The sequence below is a fragment of the Martinezella rhizogenes genome, assembly GCF_000799715.1.
Classification (GTDB): domain Bacteria; phylum Pseudomonadota; class Alphaproteobacteria; order Rhizobiales; family Rhizobiaceae; genus Rhizobium; species Rhizobium rhizogenes_C.
Map to the genome: position 1 here is coordinate 158,954 of NZ_JUHG01000015.1, position 16,536 is coordinate 175,489.

Sequence of the window (16,536 nt, forward strand, 5' to 3'; positions counted from 1 at the left end):
GTGGTCGGGCTCTGGCGATGAACCACCGCTCAGATTTTGCTGTCCGTCGATTGATCAAGGACCCTATTCTCGACGCTGGGAGCATCGTTGTGAGCGTGCAAGCGAGGTGTTAAATCGAATGAGCGCAAGATTGGCAGAATGGTGTGTGTGGGACCGCCTCAAGCCTCTGCTCGCCGATCGGCCTACCGCATTTCACACAGGTGCCAAATGTGCCAGCTTCAATCCGGTCCAAAGCCGCTTGGACAGCCAGGAGCTCCTTCTGTCCGGTCTCGCCGAGTTCTTCCAGGACTTCATCGTTATTTCGCTCTGTGGCACGATCACTATCATCAGGATTGCGAGGCGCCTCGAAATCCTGCTCAATCGCTCGCAGGCGGATTTGTAGCTCGCGCCGACGTTGGTTGAGGATCGCCCTATACTTTTCGATATGCTGCCTCAGTGGTGAGGAGGAGTGCTTCTGCATGGTCATTCTCCAGTCGGTCTCATGTTCTTCTGCCAACCCCAACCCCTGAGCATCAGCAAGCCAAGGATCCGACGATGGAATACCTGTCTTCGCATTTTGCTCATCTCTGGCCGAGTATCTGCAACGCAGGTGCCGCAGAGAGACCGGGTTGGTCGCGAAAACCAGCCAATTCCGTGCACCTCGAACAAACCTAGACCTATCGCCGGTCTGTTGCATTGATCCGCATCAAGGCTGTCCCTCAGTCGGTTAGGGGCCAAACATCGGTCCGAGACGACTCGCATGGTAGTGTTTTCCCTGGTGCACTGTGCTGAATCAAAACCGGTAACTCGGATTGGTAGCGCAGGCGTGCACTCAATAGCGCGGTGACACCCAAGGTCGCGTCTGATCTGAGCAAACCTCTTGCGGACTACCAACCGCAGGCTTATCGTTTCGGCCAGTCGGAAAGAGATGCGGCCTTGCAGACGCGTGGCGCGGTGTGATCGATGTATTATCCGACTGGCATAAGTGTTTGCCAACCAGCTTCCCAGAGAAGCTGGTTTCCGCCTCCAGCAGTGAAAGCGAGGCAATCCCATGGACATCTTCATAGCAACGAAAAATATCGAAAACTTCAATCGCTTGCTCCTCGCGGAGAAAGACTATCGCAAGAAAAAATTCTTCTTGAGCTCCTCGGATGCGAAAAAGCGAAGCTGAAAGCAGCAATGGCGGCAAGGACAGTTGAAGCCACTTTTTCCTCTATTCCTCCCATCACTGTGCCTGTCCTTGCGAAGGCTATGTTGGGTTTTGGCTCCAATTTTTCCTCTCCCTCGCTCATCGCGAGTTCGCCAAGTGTCAGGACGCTTCAACGATGGGAGAACGAAGGGGGCGCTTTGCGAGCATGAAAGCGCTTGTTACCGATGCCTCCTGCTGAGGCCGATACGAAAAGCTGCTGTTGATTGCAGACCCGCTCAGAATCCGCGGGCCTGGCGTTTGTCAATGTGACATCAGGACAGGCAAAATTGGCCGCTCCAAGACACCGTCGGTTGCTCCGACCAGGATAAAGTCGCGCAACCTCGAATGTCTAAATGCTCCCATCACCAGAATATCGGCGCCGAGTCCCAGCGCGGCTTGCTGGATGATGAGGTAAAGGGATTGGCTTTTTCTCCTTTCTTCTGGGCTGCGGTGGCCGAGTGATGTGAGAGCCTTCGGCTTTTTGCTGTTTCCGGCCAACCGAAGTTTTTCCTCAAAGAGCGGAAAATCTTTTCTCACGGATCGGATCGAACAATGTTTCGAGTGACGACGATGTTTGCACTCGGCAGATGACCTACATCAATGATGGGGAGTCCCACCCGTGAATAATGAACGCAGCGCCTGAGTGGTTCGCCACGCCGGCAGCACCCATCCAATTCGTTCTCCGGGAGCCGGTTCTTGTACAAATCCCACGTCCCTCTTCTTTTCGCCGTTGTTGCGGTCCTGAGCCTAAATGCAGGAAGCCGCGAGGTCGTGGCGCGAGATGCAACAACATTCAGCGATCACATGCAGCAGCTCTGGAGCAAGTTGCGCGGCAACCAACAGCCGGCCGGCATCGCGATGTCCAACGGTCGCATCGAGGCGCAACAGGTTCTGGTTTCCGCGAAATTCGCTGGTCGTGTTGCTGATATTCTTGTTGAAGAGGGACAGATAGTCGATGCTGGCGCCGTCATTGGGCGCATGGACACGTCCGAGCTCGACGCGCAGCTTTCGGGCGCGGAGGCGGACGTTCGGCGTTCCGAAACCGGTGTGGCGAGTGCCGAGGCAACTATTGCGCAGCGTCAGAGCGAACTAACACTCGCGCACCAGGAGCTCGACCGCGCCTTCGATCTCAGCGCCACGGGAAGTGGCACACGGCAACAACTCGACCTGCGTCGCAGCCAACTCGTCGTTGCCGAGGCCACCTCCCGTTCCGCGCTTGCCAGCCGTGACGAGGCTCAAGCCGCCCTGGATGCCGCTCGCGCCGAGGTGGCACGCATTCGCTCGCAACTCGATGATGCGGTCTTAAAGGCGCCCAGGCGAGGGCGCGTGGAATACAAGCTGGTGCAGTCGGGCGAAGTGGTGGCAGCCGGGGCGCCGGTTGCGACGCTGCTCGATCTGGCGGACGTCTACATGACGGTTTTTCTGCCGGCACGAACCGCTGGGCGTCTCGCTTTTGGTGATGAAGCCCGCATCATTCTCGATCCAGCTCCCGACTACGTCGTGCCCGCGACCATCTCCTTCGTCGCCGCGGAGGCGCAGTTCACGCCGAAAGCGGTCGAGACCCAGGACGAACGCGAGAAGCTGATGTTCCGTGTCAAACTTCGTATCGCCTCCGATTTGCTGAAGCAGCACGAAACGCAGGTGAAGACGGGGGTTCGCGGCGTGGGTTACGTGCGCACCGATCTGGCCGCCACCTGGCCGCCGCAACTTGCTGTGAAGTTACCCCAATGACGGGCGCAGTTGTTCGCCTCGCCGGCGTCACACATTCCTATGGGAAGAAAGTGGCGCTCGACAGGGTCGACCTCGTTGTTCCGGCCGGCTGCATGGCAGGCGTGATTGGCCCGGACGGCGTTGGAAAGTCGACGCTGCTCGCGCTCGCTGCTGGTGTCACAAGGCTGCAACAAGGGAACATCCATGTCCTCGACGGCGATATGTCCAATGCGCATCAGCGCCGTCTCGCCGGTGCCCGTATTGCCTATATGCCGCAGGGTCTCGGCCGCAATCTCTATCCGACGCTGAGCGTTGCCGAAAATCTCGATTTCTTCGGTCGCCTCTTTGCGATGGATCGCAACGAGCGCGGGGAACACATGGACGAACTACTCAAAATCACCGGACTTGCCCAGTTTCGGAACCGCGCGGCCGGCAAGCTGTCAGGTGGTATGAAACAGAAACTCGGTATCTGTGCCGCTCTTATTCATGATCCGGATATTCTTATTCTCGATGAGCCGACGACTGGTATCGATCCGTTGTCCCGCCGACAATTCTGGGAGTTGATCGCACGCATGCGGGCGCGGCGGCCGGGGATGAGCGTCATCGTCGCCACGGCGTACATGGAAGAAGCCGAACGTTTCGATTGGCTTGCAGCCATGTATGGCGGACGGGTGATCGCAACAGGGAGTCCAGCGGAGGTCAAACAAAGCACAGGGCAGTCCTCCCTGGAGGGCGCCTTCGTTGCACTCTTACCGGAAGAGATGCGCGGAGCTGACGTGCCACTTCTCGTCACCCAGCCCCCCGCAGGAGAAGGCGTACCTGCTATCGAGGCCAAAGGACTTACCCGACGTTTTGATGACTTCGTGGCCGTCGATCACGTAAGCTTTCGTATCGGCAAGGGGGAGATTTTCGGCTTTCTCGGCTCGAATGGCAGTGGCAAAAGTACGACCATGAAGATGCTGACGGGTTTGCTTCCCGCAAGCGAGGGGGAGGCGCGACTCTTCGGTCAGCCACTCAGGGCCGGGGATTTGGAAACGCGCCGCCGCGTCGGCTACATGTCTCAGGCATTTTCTCTTTATGGCGAACTCTCGGTTCGGCAGAATCTGGTACTGCATGCACAGTTGTTTGGCGTTCCGGCCGAGCAGGCGACGGTTCGCGTCCAGGAAATGCTGTCCGACTTCGAGCTTGCAGCCGTTGCCGATAGTCGTCCAGAAAGCCTACCGCTTGGCATGCGACAGCGCCTGCAACTGGCGGCGGCGGTTATTCACCGCCCGGAGGTACTGATCCTGGACGAACCGACATCCGGGGTCGATCCGGTCGCTCGCGACGGTTTCTGGCGTTCGCTCCTGACATTGTCACGCAAAGATGGCGTAACGATCTTTCTGTCCACGCATTTCATGAACGAAGCCGAACGTTGCGATCGTATTTCTCTGATGCACGAGGGCAAGGTACTTGCCATCGGCAGTCCGGCAGAGCTGAAGAAGCAGCGCGGTCGCGAGGCGCTGGAGGATGTCTTCATTGACGTGCTCACTGAGGCGGGAATGGGACGGGACGACACCCAGGCAATTGCAACTGTGGCGAGACCCGCCGATGTCTCAAAGCCAGGAATCTTCGATCTTCGCCGCCTGTGGGCCTATGCATGGCGCGAGACCCTGGAAATACGCCGTGACCCCACGCGTCTGGCCTTCGCGTTTCTGGGTCCTGTAATCCTCCTCCTCACCTTCGGTTATGGCATCTCCTTCGACGTGGAGCGCCTACCGTTTGCGGTCTTCGATCAGGATCAATCGGCCCAAAGCAGGCAACTTCTGGAGAGCTTCCAAGGTTCGCGCTATTTCGATGAGCAACCGGCGGTATCCTCGATCGAGGAGCTCGAGACTCGTCTCAAAAGCGGTGAGCTGAAGCTAGCGATCGAGATTCCGACCGACTTTGGCAACGATCTCCTGCGGCACACCCGCCCGGAAGTCTCGGTCTGGCTCGACGGCGCCATGCCTTTCCGGGCGGAGACGGCGCGCGGCTATGTCTCAGGACTTGCCACGGCCTACCTGACCGACAACGCCACGCGCCGCAGCGGTCGCAACACATCCGCTTACCCGATCGATATCGAAAGCCGCTTTCGTTACAATCAGGCCTTCAGAAGTGCCAATGCCATAGTGCCAAGCGTCATCGTGCTCATACTCGTGCTCATTCCCGCCATCATGACGGCGCTTGGCGTCGTCAAGGAGAAAGAGACCGGATCCATTGCCAACTTCCAGTCGACGCCCGTCACGAAGGTCGAATTCCTTCTTGGCAAGCAGTTGCCCTATGTCGTCATCGCCTTCCTGAGCTTCATTCTTCTTGTGCTGATGACCCGTTTTGTCTTTGGCGTGCCGATCAAAGGCTCTTTTCTCGCCTTCACCGTCGGGTCGCTGCTCTATGTCTTCGCCACCACCGGTTTTGGCCTGTTCATATCGAGCTTTGTCCGCAGTCAGGTCGCTGCGATTTTTGCGACAGCCATCATCGCCATTATTCCGGCAGTGAATTTTTCCGGACTGCTCGTCCCCGTCTCTTCGCTTTCCGGGGGCGGGCGGCTCATGGGACTTGCTTTCCCATCGGCGTGGTATCAGCCGGTCAGCGTTGGCGTCGTCGCAAAGGGCCTCGGTTTTGCCGATCTCTGGCTGGATATGCTGGTGATCGGCCTTTTTGGCCTTGGGTTCATCGCGGCGGCGATTGTCGCGTTGCGAAAGAGGGGAGCGTAACATGGTTGCCTGTCTCTCCCGGACCTTTCGTCTTGGCATCAAGGAACTCTACAGCCTTAAGGCCGATCCCGTGTTGGTGGTGCTGATCGTCTATACATTTACGTTCGCCATCTACGCCGTGGCGACCGGTGCGAAATTCGAGGTGGAGAACGCCGCAGTGGCAATTGTGGATGAAGACCACTCGATGCTCTCCGCGCGGCTGCGCGATGCCCTGCTGCAGCCTTTCTTCAAGTCGCCGGAGCTCATTAATGCCGACGAGATCGACGCTGCTATGGACGCTGGCCGTTTTGTTTTCGTTGTCGAGATTCCACCCAAATTCGAGCAGGACGTGATTGCCGGGCATCACCCCTCCGTCCAGGTCGACATCGACGCGACCGCGATGTCGCAGGCCGGTAATGGAGCCTCCTACATCCAGAACATCATTCTGCAGGAGGTACTGACGGCGGTACCCGGAGCCGATCAGACGCAGCCGGTCAATCTGGTTGTACGGGCGAAGTTCAACCCCAACCTCAAATCCGAATGGTTCACGGCCGTCATGCAGGTGATCAACAATATCACCATGCTTTCTGTCATTCTGACCGGGGCAGCGCTGATCCGCGAGCGCGAACACGGGACGATCGAGCATCTGCTCGTCATGCCCGTCACGCCGATCGAGATCATGCTCGCAAAAATATGGGCAAATGGTCTCGTCATCGTCGTCGCGGCGATCTTTTCGCTCATCATCGTCGTTGAACGCCTACTCGGTGTGCCTGTTGCGGGATCCATAGGCCTTTTTGTAGCGGCGGCCATCCTCTACCAGTTTTCGGTGACGTCGCTTGGCATCTTGATTGCCACTATTTCGACCTCGATGGCGCAGTTCGGACTTATTGTCATGCCGGTTCTTATCATCATGAACCTTTTGTCCGGAAGCACGACACCCATGGAGAGCATGCCAAGCTGGCTGCAGAATGTGATGCAGCTTGCGCCATCGACACATTTCGTCGCGCTATCGCAGGCTGTCCTTTATCGGGGAGCCGGACTTGCGATCATATGGCCGCAAATGCTGGCACTTTTCGGTATCGGCGCGGCATTCTTTGCCATGGCCACGTTGCGTTTTCGCAAGTCACTTCTCAGCAGTCAATGAAGCGTCTGACGGTCAATTTTGGCAGGGATCAACGTGTCGGGGAGACGACTATTTAAGATCTGGCCGCGGCAAATGTCGAGAACGATACGGTTCATGGCAACTGCTTTCTCTAGGGAAACCACGAGCATTGTCGGATATCAGTCGGTCCCAATTTCGCGTATCGATTGAAGCGAAAGTGCCGGAATAGTCCAGATTGCTTGCGCGGTCGCTCATCACTATTGTTGTAAAATGGAAATCATCGAAGCGTTTCAGCGTCTCAGCCTTGCTCTTGCCATCGGCATTCTGGTCGGCGTCGAGCGTGGTTGGCAGGAGCGCGAAACAGTGCCTGGCAAGAGAACGGCCGGTATTCGGACGTTCGGCCTGTCCGGGTTTCTCGGCGGCTTAGCAGGTTTCCTGCATGCCACGCTCGGACCGATCCTGCCAACCGCCGTTTTCGCTGTATTCGGTATCGCTTTCATCGTCTTCAAGAGATATGAGGCTGAACAGGAGCAGGATTACAGCGTCACCGGCGTCATAGCGGCTCTCACTGTATTTGTGCTCGGGGTTGTTGCGACCGTTTCCGACATGGCGGTTGCTGCGGCAGGTGGTGTCGCAGTGACCGCCCTCTTGGCCGCTCGTCACAGTCTGCACGGATTTCTGCGAAACCTGACCTGGCTGGAATTTAGAGCTGCACTCGTGCTGCTTGCCATGACACTCGTTGCGTTGCCTCTCCTGCCCGACAGAACAATCGATCCATGGAATGCGATCAATCCATTCCAGCTATGGCTGCTGACGATCATGATTGCTGCCATTTCCTATGTCGGCTATCTGGCGGTTCGCATCGCCGGACCAAAACATGGCATCCTTTTCAGTGGCGCTGCGGGCGGTTTCATTTCGTCGACCGCTGTCACGTTGTCCTTTGCGCGTATATCGTCCGGCAGTTCCAAAGCGGCCTACAACCTTGTCGCCGGCTCCTCTATCGCCGGAGCAATGTCCATTGGACGTGCGCTGGTAATCAGCGGCACAATGGCTCCTGCACTTGTTCCAAGGCTAGCCGCCGCGTTCGTTCCCATTATTCTCGTCTTCCTTTTGGCAAGCTTCCTGATGATGAGGAGAACGAAAGCTGGCGACAATGCGACGGACATCAATCCGGATAATCCGTTCGAACTGCTCACGGTTCTACGCTTCGGAGCATTTCTCGGAATTATAAGCTTTGTATCGAAATTCATGATCGACCAGATTGGGCTGTCGACGATCTTCGCAGTCGCGCTACTTTCGGGACTCGCCGATCTTGATGCTATCACTCTGTCGACAGCGCGCATGGTAGGCTCGGAGCTCACTGCGGAGGTTGCCATGATCGCGATCTTTCTGGCTGCCGCTGCCAATCTGACAGCGAAAATGGTGCTAGCCATCCTGTTCGGAAGTCGGGCCTACGCCCTGGCATTGAGCATGACAACGCTGACGGCGCTCGTGATCGGCACTGTTGCCTATTTCGGAGTCCGTGCATTTACCTGACCTTCGGCAAACAAACGGATGTCAGGCACTCCTCTCGGATTCAAGAACAAGATTACATCCAAAAAATTGCCGTGCAGCTTTTGGCTGTGGCTCGTGTTCTATAGCATTTTTGTTTGCAGCGTGATCGTCTCGCCATTGACGACGAAAGGCTATAATCATGATGATGAATGGTCCGGGGATGTTTCTGTTGACCTTGCCCTCAAGTTTTATCCAGTTTTGAGTTCGCTCCAGTGGCACATCCCTGCGGAAACAGGGAGGTTTTTGAAATCGGAGCTTCGACGCACGCGATATTGATCGTTGCCATGCGGGAGATCGAATCGCGCATGCGGAATGAATCGGCTTATGCCTGCTGCCTGTTACAACCTTTTGCCGAGAGACGTGGATCGAACAAGGTTCCTTTCTCGCCGCGGACGATGGCGCCGGCGTCCTCCAGCTTGCCGATACCAGCGGGCTTATCCATTTCTTTTGCGAACTGGATTGCGGCAGCGACCTTCGGCGCCATAGAGCCAGCCGAGAACTTCGCGCCAGAGATCGTCTCGGGGGCAATACGACCCAAGCTTTGAGCCTTCGGTGTCCCGTAATCCAGATAGACTGCATCGACATCAGTTAGAAGCAGCAACATGTCGGCATTCAACTGTCGTGCCAGGAGCGCACTGGCGGCATCTTTGTCGATCACGGCCTCGATGCCGGTAAGTCTGCCGTCCGTCTGCTCGATCACGGGGATGCCGCCGCCGCCGGTGCAGATGACGGTCACACCGTGATCGACCAGCAATGAGATCGTTTTTGCCTCAATGATTGCCAAAGGTTTTGGCGACGCGACGACACGCCGCCATTTTTCACCGTCGGGCGCAATTCTCCAGCCGCGCTCTCTGGCAAGCCGGCGGGCGGTCGCCGCATCGTAAACCGGACCGATGAACTTGGTCGGATGTGAAAAGGCCGGATCGCCTGCCTCCACCAGTGCCATCGTCAGCAGCGTTGCAGTTGGATTGCTCTTCAGAATATTTCCGAGCTCCTGTTCGATCATATAGCCGATCATCCCCTCTGTTTCGGCGCCGAGAACATCCAGCGGAAAACCATTGCCGTTGGAGGCTTCTGCCTGCAGGGCAAGGAGCCCGACCTGAGGGCCGTTGCCATGCGTGATGACCAGAGAGTGACCGGCAAGGATGAGCTCGGCCAAGGCAGCGACGGCAAGCCGGACATTCGCCCGCTGGTGTTCAGCCGTCATCGGTTCGCCGCGATGCAAAAGCGCATTTCCTCCCAGTGCGGCGACGATCAGCATCTCAGCTTCCGATCGTCGCAACGAGCAAGGCCTTGATCGTATGCATGCGGTTTTCGGCCTGGTCGAAAACAATGGAGGCGTGGGACTCGAAAACGTCATCCGTCACCTCCATGCAATCGATGCCGTATTCTTTGGCGATGCGGGCGCCGACTTCCGTCTCGGTGTCGTGAAACGCCGGAAGACAATGCATGAATTTCGCATAAGGATTTTCGGTCGCCTCGATCACTTGAGCGGTAACCCGGAAGGGAGAAAGAAGCCGGATGCGCTCCGCCCAAGCCGATTCATCTTCGCCCATGGAAAGCCAGACGTCCGTATAGATAAAATCGGCACCCAATACCCCTGAACCAACATGTTCCATCAGGGCGAACTTGCCGCCGCTTTTCCATGCTTGCGATTTCACATGATCGACGAAAGACTGGTCCGGCCACAGAGCCGTCGGTGAGACGAGGCGGAAATCGATCCCGACCTTGGCAGCGCTGAGCGCCAGCGACATGGCCACATTGTCGCGCCCGTCGCCAAGGAAGGTCACGACCATGTCCGACAGGTGCTTGTGGGTGAATTCGCGCATCGTCATGAGATCCGCGAGAATTTGCGTCGGATGAGAGACGTCAGTGAGCCCATTATAAACCGGCACGCCGGAATAGGTTTTCAGGGTCTCGACCGCACTCTGCGCGAAACCGCGATATTCGATGGCATCATAAATGCGGCCGAGAACACGTGCGGTATCCTTCATCGATTCCTTGTGGCCAATATGACTGCCGGTGGGACCCATATAGGTAACGTGTGCACCCTGATCATAGGCTGCCACCTCGAACCCGGTTCGGGTGCGCGTCGAATCCTTTTCGAAGATAAGGGCGATATTCTTTCGCGTCAGGCACGGCACTTCGTAACCGCCCAGTTTTGCGGCCTTGAGATCGGCCGCAAGGCGCAGCAGATAACGGATCTCCCCGGCTTCCAGATCATCGATAGACAGAACGCTGCGACCATGAAGATTGATAGGCATGACAAGTTCCTTTGTAGCTAAAGGGGGACACGAGCAATCGGGCACGTCATGCAATGACCGCCACCACGGCCACGGCTGAGTTCTGCCCCTTCGACGGTGATCACCTCGACACCTGCGCGGCGCAGCAGCGTGTTGGTGTAGACGTTGCGGTCGTAGGCGATGACCACGCCGGGCTCGATGGCGATCACATTGTTGCCGTCATCCCACTGCTCGCGTTCCGCTTCGTAGCGGTCGCCGCCGGTCGCAACGACACGCAAGCTCTTAAATCCAAGCGCTTGCGCAACCACGTCGGTAAACGGAGACGTCTCCTCCCGGGTGTCCACCGAGCCTTCGGCATCGCCCGGCCGCAACGAGAAGCTCCGCAACCGGTCGACGACGGGAGGATACATCGTCACCAGATCCCGATCGCAGAAGGTAAAGACTGTATCGAGATGCATGAAGCTGCGATCGCGCGGCATGAGTGCAGCGATGACACGTTTGGCGATACCAGCTGCAAAAAGACTTCGGGCCAGCGCCCCGACCGCCTGCGGGGTGGTGCGTTCACCCATGCCGACCAGGACGACCCCGTCGCCAACCGGCATGACGTCCCCACCTTCAAGACTGGTTCCAGCGACCGGGCTCTCGGGCGAGACAAATATGAAGTCCGCCGCATCGAAGCGAGGATGAAAACGATAGATCGCCTCGACATTTGCAGCCTCTGGCCGTCGCGCTTGCCAATACATAGCATTGACCGAAACGCCACCATAGATCCAGCAGGAACTGTCGCGGGTAAAGAGCTGGTTCGGCAACGGTGGTAGCACGAAATCCTGTGGCGCCAGCGTGCGTCCGGTCAGCCCGAGGGGTTCGAATGGCAATTCGGCACGAGCGATGCCGCCGACGAGATAGGTTGCCAGCTGATCCGCCGGCATCTCGTTCAGCCAGCCGCGCAGTTCATCGACCATGTCACATCCGACAACCGCGGATTCGACGCGGCGATCAAGCAGCCAGCGGCGTGCCTGGGGCAAAGCCATCGTTTCCGTGAGCAATTCGCCCAACGACTGCACAACGACGCCGCGTTCGCGCAAGGCATCAACGAAGATATCGTGCTCCTGCCGGGCACGCTTGACCCACAGCACGTCGTCGAAAAGCAACGCCTTGCAATTGTCCGGTGTCAGGCGCCGCAGGCTCAGGTCAGGGCGGTGAACCATGACTTCGCGGAGACGACCGACTTCCGAATGAACGCCGAGAACATTCATGACGCTGCTCCCTGTCAAAACGGGCTGACGAGGCCGGCCCACATTTGGTAGGCGGCAAGGAGGGCTACCGCGACAAGCGCGACGGCGAGAAGGGCTTCGAACGGACGGAAGGGCTTTTGACCCGCTTCTCGACACGCAAGAACATAGAAGAGAATGCCCGGCGCATAGAGGATCGCACACATGAACAGGTAAGCCGGGCCGGCGGCATAGACGAGCCATAGCCCGTAAAACGTTGCCAAAAGCCCGACCAACATCGGAGCTGTTCGCTGTTCGCCCGGCGCATAGCCTTCTCCTGATATGGCCAGCTTTGCGGCATAGGCGCCCGAGAAGATGTAGGGCACGAGGATCGCGGTCGATGCGATGGAAAACAGCGCCTGATAGGTGCCGTGGGCATAAAGCGTAACGACAAGGAACGCCTGAACGAGAAGATTGGTGATCAGCAGCGAGGCCCACGGGACGCCCCGTTCACTTTCCGAGGCGAGGAATTTCGGCATGGTCCCGTCCTTTGCCGCCGCGAAGGGAATTTCGGCTGCCAGAAGCGTCCAACTTAGAAAGGCTCCGATCACTGAGACAACAAGCGCGATGTTGATGAGAACCGCACCCCAAGGACCGACCACCGCCTCAAGTACCCCGGCCATGGAAGGGTTCTTCAGGGCAGCAAGTTCAGGTTGGCTGAGAATGCCGAGCGAAAGCAGGGATACGAGCGCGTAGAAAGCAAGGCATGTGAAAAAGCCAAGGACCGTTGCCGTCGCAATATCACGTCGGCGCTCGGCCCGGGCGGAGAACACGCTGGCACCTTCTATGCCGATGAACACCCAGAGCGTGACCAGCATGGTGCTCTTGACCTGCGCGGTGATCGAGTCGAGGCTTGCGTTGCCCAGACCGGTAAAATCGAGCGAGAAGACATTCAGCTTGAAGGCGACGACGCCGACACCGATGAATAACAAAATCGGCGCGATTTTTGCGACGGTGACGATAAGGTTCACGACCGCCGCTTCGCGAATGCCCGCCAGTACAATGGCATGAATCAACCACAGCAGGATAGACGCACCAAGCACCGCCTGCCAGGTGTTTCCGTCGCCGAAGGATGGAAAGAAATAGGATAGGGCGCTAAAGACGATAACCGCATAGGAAACGTTACCGATCCATGCGCTCAGCCAGTAGCCCCACGCGCTGTTGAAGCCGATAAAGGGACCGAATCCAGCTTTTGCATAGGCATAGGGACCGACGTTCAGGTTTGGTTTGCGGGTGGCCAGGGATTGATACACGAAGACCAGCGCCAGCATGCCAATCGCGGTGATCCCCCAGCCGATTGCGATGGCCAATGGGCCGGCGCCTGCCGCCATGTTCTGCGGCAGGCTGAAGACGCCGGAGCCGATCATCGAGCCGATGACCAATGCCGTAAGCGAACCCAGGCGCAATTTCCTGCTAGCCGCCACCGGCTCGGTCGCGGCGACAAGTTTTATGCCGATCGAAGTCATGGTTTTCCCCCAAGGATCAAGGACATCTGTGGGAGACACTGAACACTGGTTGGCGGTGACAAACCTTGATCCTGGTCAAACCGGTTGTCATCTTAAGCAGGCTTGGACACCGCACCGTTAGAATGTTGGCTGACGATCCTGGATCTCGCCTCAGCTAGAATGCGGCATCACCTGTCGTCCGTCTGGTTGACGGTACCTTGCGCTCCCGCGCAATGCAGTCTCTTCAGACGTTCCAGGAAGGGGCGTTGACCGCCGATGATCTCTTGGCCTGCCTCGGAAAGGGTGAACCACTCAGCCCGATCGATCTCGGGGAAGGACTCGAAGCGTCCGCTTCGTGGCGGCCACTCGATTTCAAACAGATTGCTGTGCAAGCAGGATGTGTCGAATACCCCCTCAAGGGCAAAGGCGGTGACGGCCTTTCCGCTCTTCTGGCGCTCTTCGCCAAGAGGCTGTAGCGCACCCTCAGGCGCGCAACCTGTTTCCTCGGCGAATTCCCGTCGGGCAGCCGCTTCGGGTGCCTCATCCTCGCTGTATTCGCCCTTGGGAATGGACCACGCGCCGTCATCACGTTTGCGCCAGAAGGGGCCGCCTGGATGGACAAGCAGAACCAAAATGCCGCTCTGCGCCTTTTTATACATTAGGATGCCGGCGCTCTTCTTCATGTCCGATCGTTCCTACGAATGGACCTGTCTTTGCCTTGACTCGAAGATTTTGGCCACTCAACGGCGATTGAATGCAAGGCGAAAACGGATACGACACTTCAATTGCCCAACCATCAACACGTCCTTGGCTCATCACTTCGGAAGCGAGCCGTGGAGCGGTGGACAATCGTATTGTCGTCCCTGGTCGGGATCAAAACAAAGGGGCAAGCCCGCGGCCGTCTGAGCGGCACTTAGTTTCGAATATGCAATGACGGCGATCAACCATGTGCAGACGATGAATATCGATGGTCAATGCCTAAAATCTCGCCGCAGCACGACGATCGCGGGATCGTCTTTGTCATCATGGGCGTGGAAGGCCATATCGCGCTCCAGCTCGATTGCGGCGTGGTTTTCGCGGCTTTCTATGGATTCGATGCTTTTGAAATTGTGTCGTTCTGCATAGCGGCAGATGTGGGCGAGCATTTCCCAACTTATGCCCTGGTGTTTGTAGTCTTCACGAATGGTCAGCGCGACCTCTCCACGTTGAGGATCCTTGCCGACTGCCAGCATTGCCACTGCCAGCAAAGTCTGATCCGGTGAAAAGGCAAGGAAGTTGACGCGCTTGGCATCGCCAGCGCTTGTCATTTCAACGAGCCTTTCATGAGAAACGGATTTCATTCCGGATAGGAAACGAAATCTGACGTCGTCTGGTGTCACATGCTTGAAAAAATCAGCGACAATTGCTTCATCCTTCGGCTCGGCGCCACGAACGTGAAAGTGAAATCCGCTACGCGTGGTTAGCTCGCCCTTGGTATCTTCGATTTCCATCATGCTTCTCCTTTAGGTTCGCGGAACAACTGCTCGCCGCGGCCCCGACGCGAGGAGTGATGTATTTACTATAGCAATCTGGATTCATTAACTTTGACCCAACTCAAGGTGCGCGCGTTTTCGTGCGACAACGGATGGCTTCCGGGACGTGAGTGCCCTAAACAATCTCGAATTGTGCCCGTTTATAGAACGCCTCGATTTCTCGTTCGAATTGCGCAATAGCCGCAATTATCCAAGGCTCGTACTGAGGGAACCCAGTTCCGCGACTTCGTCGCAACACGGACGCTGACCGCAGCATGTTGTAGAAAAACATCTTCCGGCCAACCTTTGTTGAGATCTGGATTCCCACCGCGCGGTCCCTTGACAGATCTTGCCCCTAACGCGCCGAGGCAGCCGTATCTTAGCATATGTTTTTAAACGGAAAGAGCGTTTGTCGGGCAGCCTTGGCGACAAGCGAGCTTAAGTGAGCAGAGTGTGGGGAATCTGCCACGAATGTGCCGAGCGCTTCTTCGCAATGTCCTATTCGTATCGAGCGCCGTAGAGCTCCCATTGCCCATCTCAATTGCCGTTTCGTACCCACCATACATCCCTGACGCAGCCGCCGCTTCAACATATTGCCAGCAATACACCTAATCCTGTCGCGGCGGATTTTCAGCCTGTGAAATTCAACCAAATCGAACGGCCATATCCCAGCAAAACGGCAAGTCAGGCCAAGCAAACACAGCCCAAGGCACCCATGTTTGCGGATCGAACGATGTTGCGAACAGCGGCGAAGGCCCGCGGTATTGGAGGGGAGGGCTTTGCTCAAAGGCAGGTGACCTCTTCTTAGCCATCGTAGCCGTCTTAGAAAAGCGGCTGAGGGCGAGGAGCACATCACCTACTTCCTCCCTTATTCCAGTCTCGGCGGCAAGCTCGCACCGCGCCGACCTTCGCTGACGATGAAGCCAAGCTTAGCCTCTGCCGGCATTCTTGCCTGCGGTTTTGCTTCGAGCAGTTCGCATCGCGCGCGCTCGCCAAATTGCATCAAGTGCGATCACGGTCAGCAAGACCGCAGCCAAGATCAGAAGGTAGCCGCCGACGGCTCGGTAGATGAAGACGCCCAGAATACCGCCGATCAGAAAGGCGGCGATCGTGTAAAAGTGCAAACGGAGCTTGATCAGATTGTGCCGGCTGTCTGCTACCGGCTCGCGTCCGCGCAAAATATCGAAGGCGGTTGCGAGTTCTATCCCAAGGTCGGTGGCCATGCCGGACACATGCGTGGTGCGTACGCGAGCATCCGAGATGCGGGTGACAACGGCATTCTGTAAGCCCATCAGGAAAGCCAGGCCGAGGACGAGAACTGGCACACGCCACTCAGCCAGCAACCAAAGATCGGCGCAGCCGAGGATGGCAAGCAGCGCCGCTTCGGTCAGAATGCTATAGGCGTAAATGGCATGGACGCTGCGGCGACGGCCCGCGTTGATGATCAGCGTCGATACCGCAGCACCGAGCACGAACGCCACAACGATCCCGCCGTAAAACAGGGCGGATAGCCACTGCCCGATGGCGAGATGATCGGAGAGTGTGGAGACGTTGCCGGTCATGTTGGCGGAGAAGAAGCCCACGGCATAAAAGGCCGATGCATTCAATGCGCCGGCAATGCCTGCAAGCGAAGCCGCCAAGCCGCGGTCGATCTTTTCGTTACGGTGAGAACCCTGTCTTACGAGCATGTTGCTGCGAGCTATTGGCGTGATGGCGTCAGGATTGACTGGCAAGTTGGGAGCTATTTCGGCGGGCGAAACAATATCTACTTAATCCCAGGCATCGCCGTTTAACAAGCGACGGTTCGTGTCAAAAACG

The 16,536-nt window shown here is 57.3% G+C and carries 13 protein-coding genes and 1 pseudogene; 4 read left to right on the forward strand and 10 right to left on the reverse strand.

Annotated elements, in window-relative coordinates:
• Window positions 1–109 precede the first annotated feature (109 nt).
• The gene (locus EX00_RS31165; protein ID WP_080761291.1) at window positions 110–460 is read right to left on the reverse strand and encodes a TraR/DksA family transcriptional regulator; all 351 of its coding nucleotides are present in this window, start codon (window positions 458–460) and stop codon (window positions 110–112) included.
• Between the two features lie 969 nt (window positions 461–1,429).
• Window positions 1,430–1,705 carry a universal stress protein gene (locus EX00_RS32285; RefSeq protein WP_404944029.1) on the reverse strand — a complete coding sequence of 92 codons (276 nt, stop codon included), beginning with the start codon at window positions 1,703–1,705 and terminating at the stop codon, window positions 1,430–1,432.
• 159 nt (window positions 1,706–1,864) lie between these two features.
• On the opposite strand from EX00_RS32285, the gene EX00_RS20870 reads away from it, so the two are divergent.
• The 4 genes from EX00_RS20870 (at window position 1,865) to EX00_RS20885 (ending at window position 8,230) form a co-directional block, all read left to right on the forward strand.
• Window positions 1,865–2,899, forward strand: coding sequence for an HlyD family secretion protein (locus EX00_RS20870; protein ID WP_047462186.1), 1,035 nt, complete (start codon window positions 1,865–1,867; stop codon window positions 2,897–2,899).
• Window positions 2,896–5,613: a ribosome-associated ATPase/putative transporter RbbA gene (gene rbbA / locus EX00_RS20875; protein WP_047462191.1), complete on the forward strand. Its 2,718-nt coding sequence runs from the start codon at window positions 2,896–2,898 to the stop codon at window positions 5,611–5,613. Before EX00_RS20870 ends, rbbA begins: the two co-directional genes overlap by 4 nt.
• A 1-nt stretch (window position 5,614) precedes the next feature.
• Window positions 5,615–6,736 carry an ABC transporter permease gene (locus EX00_RS20880; RefSeq protein WP_047462194.1) on the forward strand — a complete coding sequence of 374 codons (1,122 nt, stop codon included), beginning with the start codon at window positions 5,615–5,617 and terminating at the stop codon, window positions 6,734–6,736.
• A 228-nt stretch (window positions 6,737–6,964) separates the two neighbouring features.
• A complete protein-coding gene (locus EX00_RS20885) occupies window positions 6,965–8,230 on the forward strand; it encodes an MgtC/SapB family protein (RefSeq protein ID WP_047462198.1) in 1,266 nt (421 codons plus the stop codon).
• A 340-nt stretch (window positions 8,231–8,570) separates the two neighbouring features.
• Here EX00_RS20885 and arcC read toward each other — a convergent pair whose 3' ends face one another.
• The 8 genes and pseudogenes from arcC to EX00_RS20920 form a co-directional block, all read right to left on the reverse strand.
• Window positions 8,571–9,509, reverse strand: coding sequence for a carbamate kinase (arcC, locus tag EX00_RS20890; protein WP_047462201.1), 939 nt, complete (start codon window positions 9,507–9,509; stop codon window positions 8,571–8,573).
• Between the two features lies 1 nt (window position 9,510).
• Window positions 9,511–10,512 (reverse strand): ornithine carbamoyltransferase, encoded by a 1,002-nt coding sequence (gene argF, locus EX00_RS20895; RefSeq protein ID WP_047462203.1) that lies wholly within the window; start codon window positions 10,510–10,512, stop codon window positions 9,511–9,513.
• 17 nt (window positions 10,513–10,529) lie between these two features.
• Window positions 10,530–11,747, reverse strand: coding sequence for an arginine deiminase (locus EX00_RS20900; protein ID WP_047462205.1), 1,218 nt, complete (start codon window positions 11,745–11,747; stop codon window positions 10,530–10,532).
• A gap of 14 nt (window positions 11,748–11,761) precedes the next feature.
• On the reverse strand, window positions 11,762–13,228 hold the full coding sequence (arcD, locus tag EX00_RS20905; protein ID WP_052210835.1) for an arginine-ornithine antiporter: 1,467 nt from the start codon (window positions 13,226–13,228) through the stop codon (window positions 11,762–11,764).
• 167 nt (window positions 13,229–13,395) lie between these two features.
• Window positions 13,396–13,890, reverse strand: coding sequence for an NUDIX hydrolase (locus EX00_RS20910; protein ID WP_047462208.1), 495 nt, complete (start codon window positions 13,888–13,890; stop codon window positions 13,396–13,398).
• A gap of 288 nt (window positions 13,891–14,178) precedes the next feature.
• Complete coding sequence (locus EX00_RS20915) at window positions 14,179–14,697, reverse strand: GNAT family N-acetyltransferase (protein ID WP_047462215.1); 519 nt, start codon at window positions 14,695–14,697, stop codon at window positions 14,179–14,181.
• A 654-nt stretch (window positions 14,698–15,351) separates the two neighbouring features.
• Window positions 15,352–15,440: pseudogene (locus tag EX00_RS32035) on the reverse strand (glycerol-3-phosphate 1-O-acyltransferase PlsY); the annotation flags it as partial.
• Between the two features lie 207 nt (window positions 15,441–15,647).
• The gene (locus tag EX00_RS20920; protein WP_047462218.1) at window positions 15,648–16,406 is read right to left on the reverse strand and encodes a YoaK family protein; all 759 of its coding nucleotides are present in this window, start codon (window positions 16,404–16,406) and stop codon (window positions 15,648–15,650) included.
• Between the last annotated feature and the right edge of the window lie 130 nt (window positions 16,407–16,536).

Excerpts from the sequence above, each read along its gene's own strand:
- rbbA (WP_047462191.1), top strand. The coding sequence starts at position 2,896 with ATGACGGGCGCAGTTGTTCGCCTCGCCGGCGTCACACATTCCTATGGG.
- EX00_RS20880 (WP_047462194.1), top strand. The coding sequence starts at position 5,615 with ATGGTTGCCTGTCTCTCCCGGACCTTTCGTCTTGGCATCAAGGAACTC.
- EX00_RS31165 (WP_080761291.1), bottom strand. The coding sequence starts at position 460 with ATGCAGAAGCACTCCTCCTCACCACTGAGGCAGCATATCGAAAAGTAT.
- EX00_RS20885 (WP_047462198.1), top strand. The coding sequence starts at position 6,965 with ATGGAAATCATCGAAGCGTTTCAGCGTCTCAGCCTTGCTCTTGCCATC.
- EX00_RS20920 (WP_047462218.1), bottom strand. The coding sequence starts at position 16,406 with ATGCTCGTAAGACAGGGTTCTCACCGTAACGAAAAGATCGACCGCGGC.
- arcC (WP_047462201.1), bottom strand. The coding sequence starts at position 9,509 with ATGCTGATCGTCGCCGCACTGGGAGGAAATGCGCTTTTGCATCGCGGC.
- arcD (WP_052210835.1), bottom strand. The coding sequence starts at position 13,228 with ATGACTTCGATCGGCATAAAACTTGTCGCCGCGACCGAGCCGGTGGCG.
- EX00_RS20900 (WP_047462205.1), bottom strand. The coding sequence starts at position 11,747 with ATGAATGTTCTCGGCGTTCATTCGGAAGTCGGTCGTCTCCGCGAAGTC.
- EX00_RS20910 (WP_047462208.1), bottom strand. The coding sequence starts at position 13,890 with ATGAAGAAGAGCGCCGGCATCCTAATGTATAAAAAGGCGCAGAGCGGC.
- EX00_RS20915 (WP_047462215.1), bottom strand. The coding sequence starts at position 14,697 with ATGGAAATCGAAGATACCAAGGGCGAGCTAACCACGCGTAGCGGATTT.
- argF (WP_047462203.1), bottom strand. The coding sequence starts at position 10,512 with ATGCCTATCAATCTTCATGGTCGCAGCGTTCTGTCTATCGATGATCTG.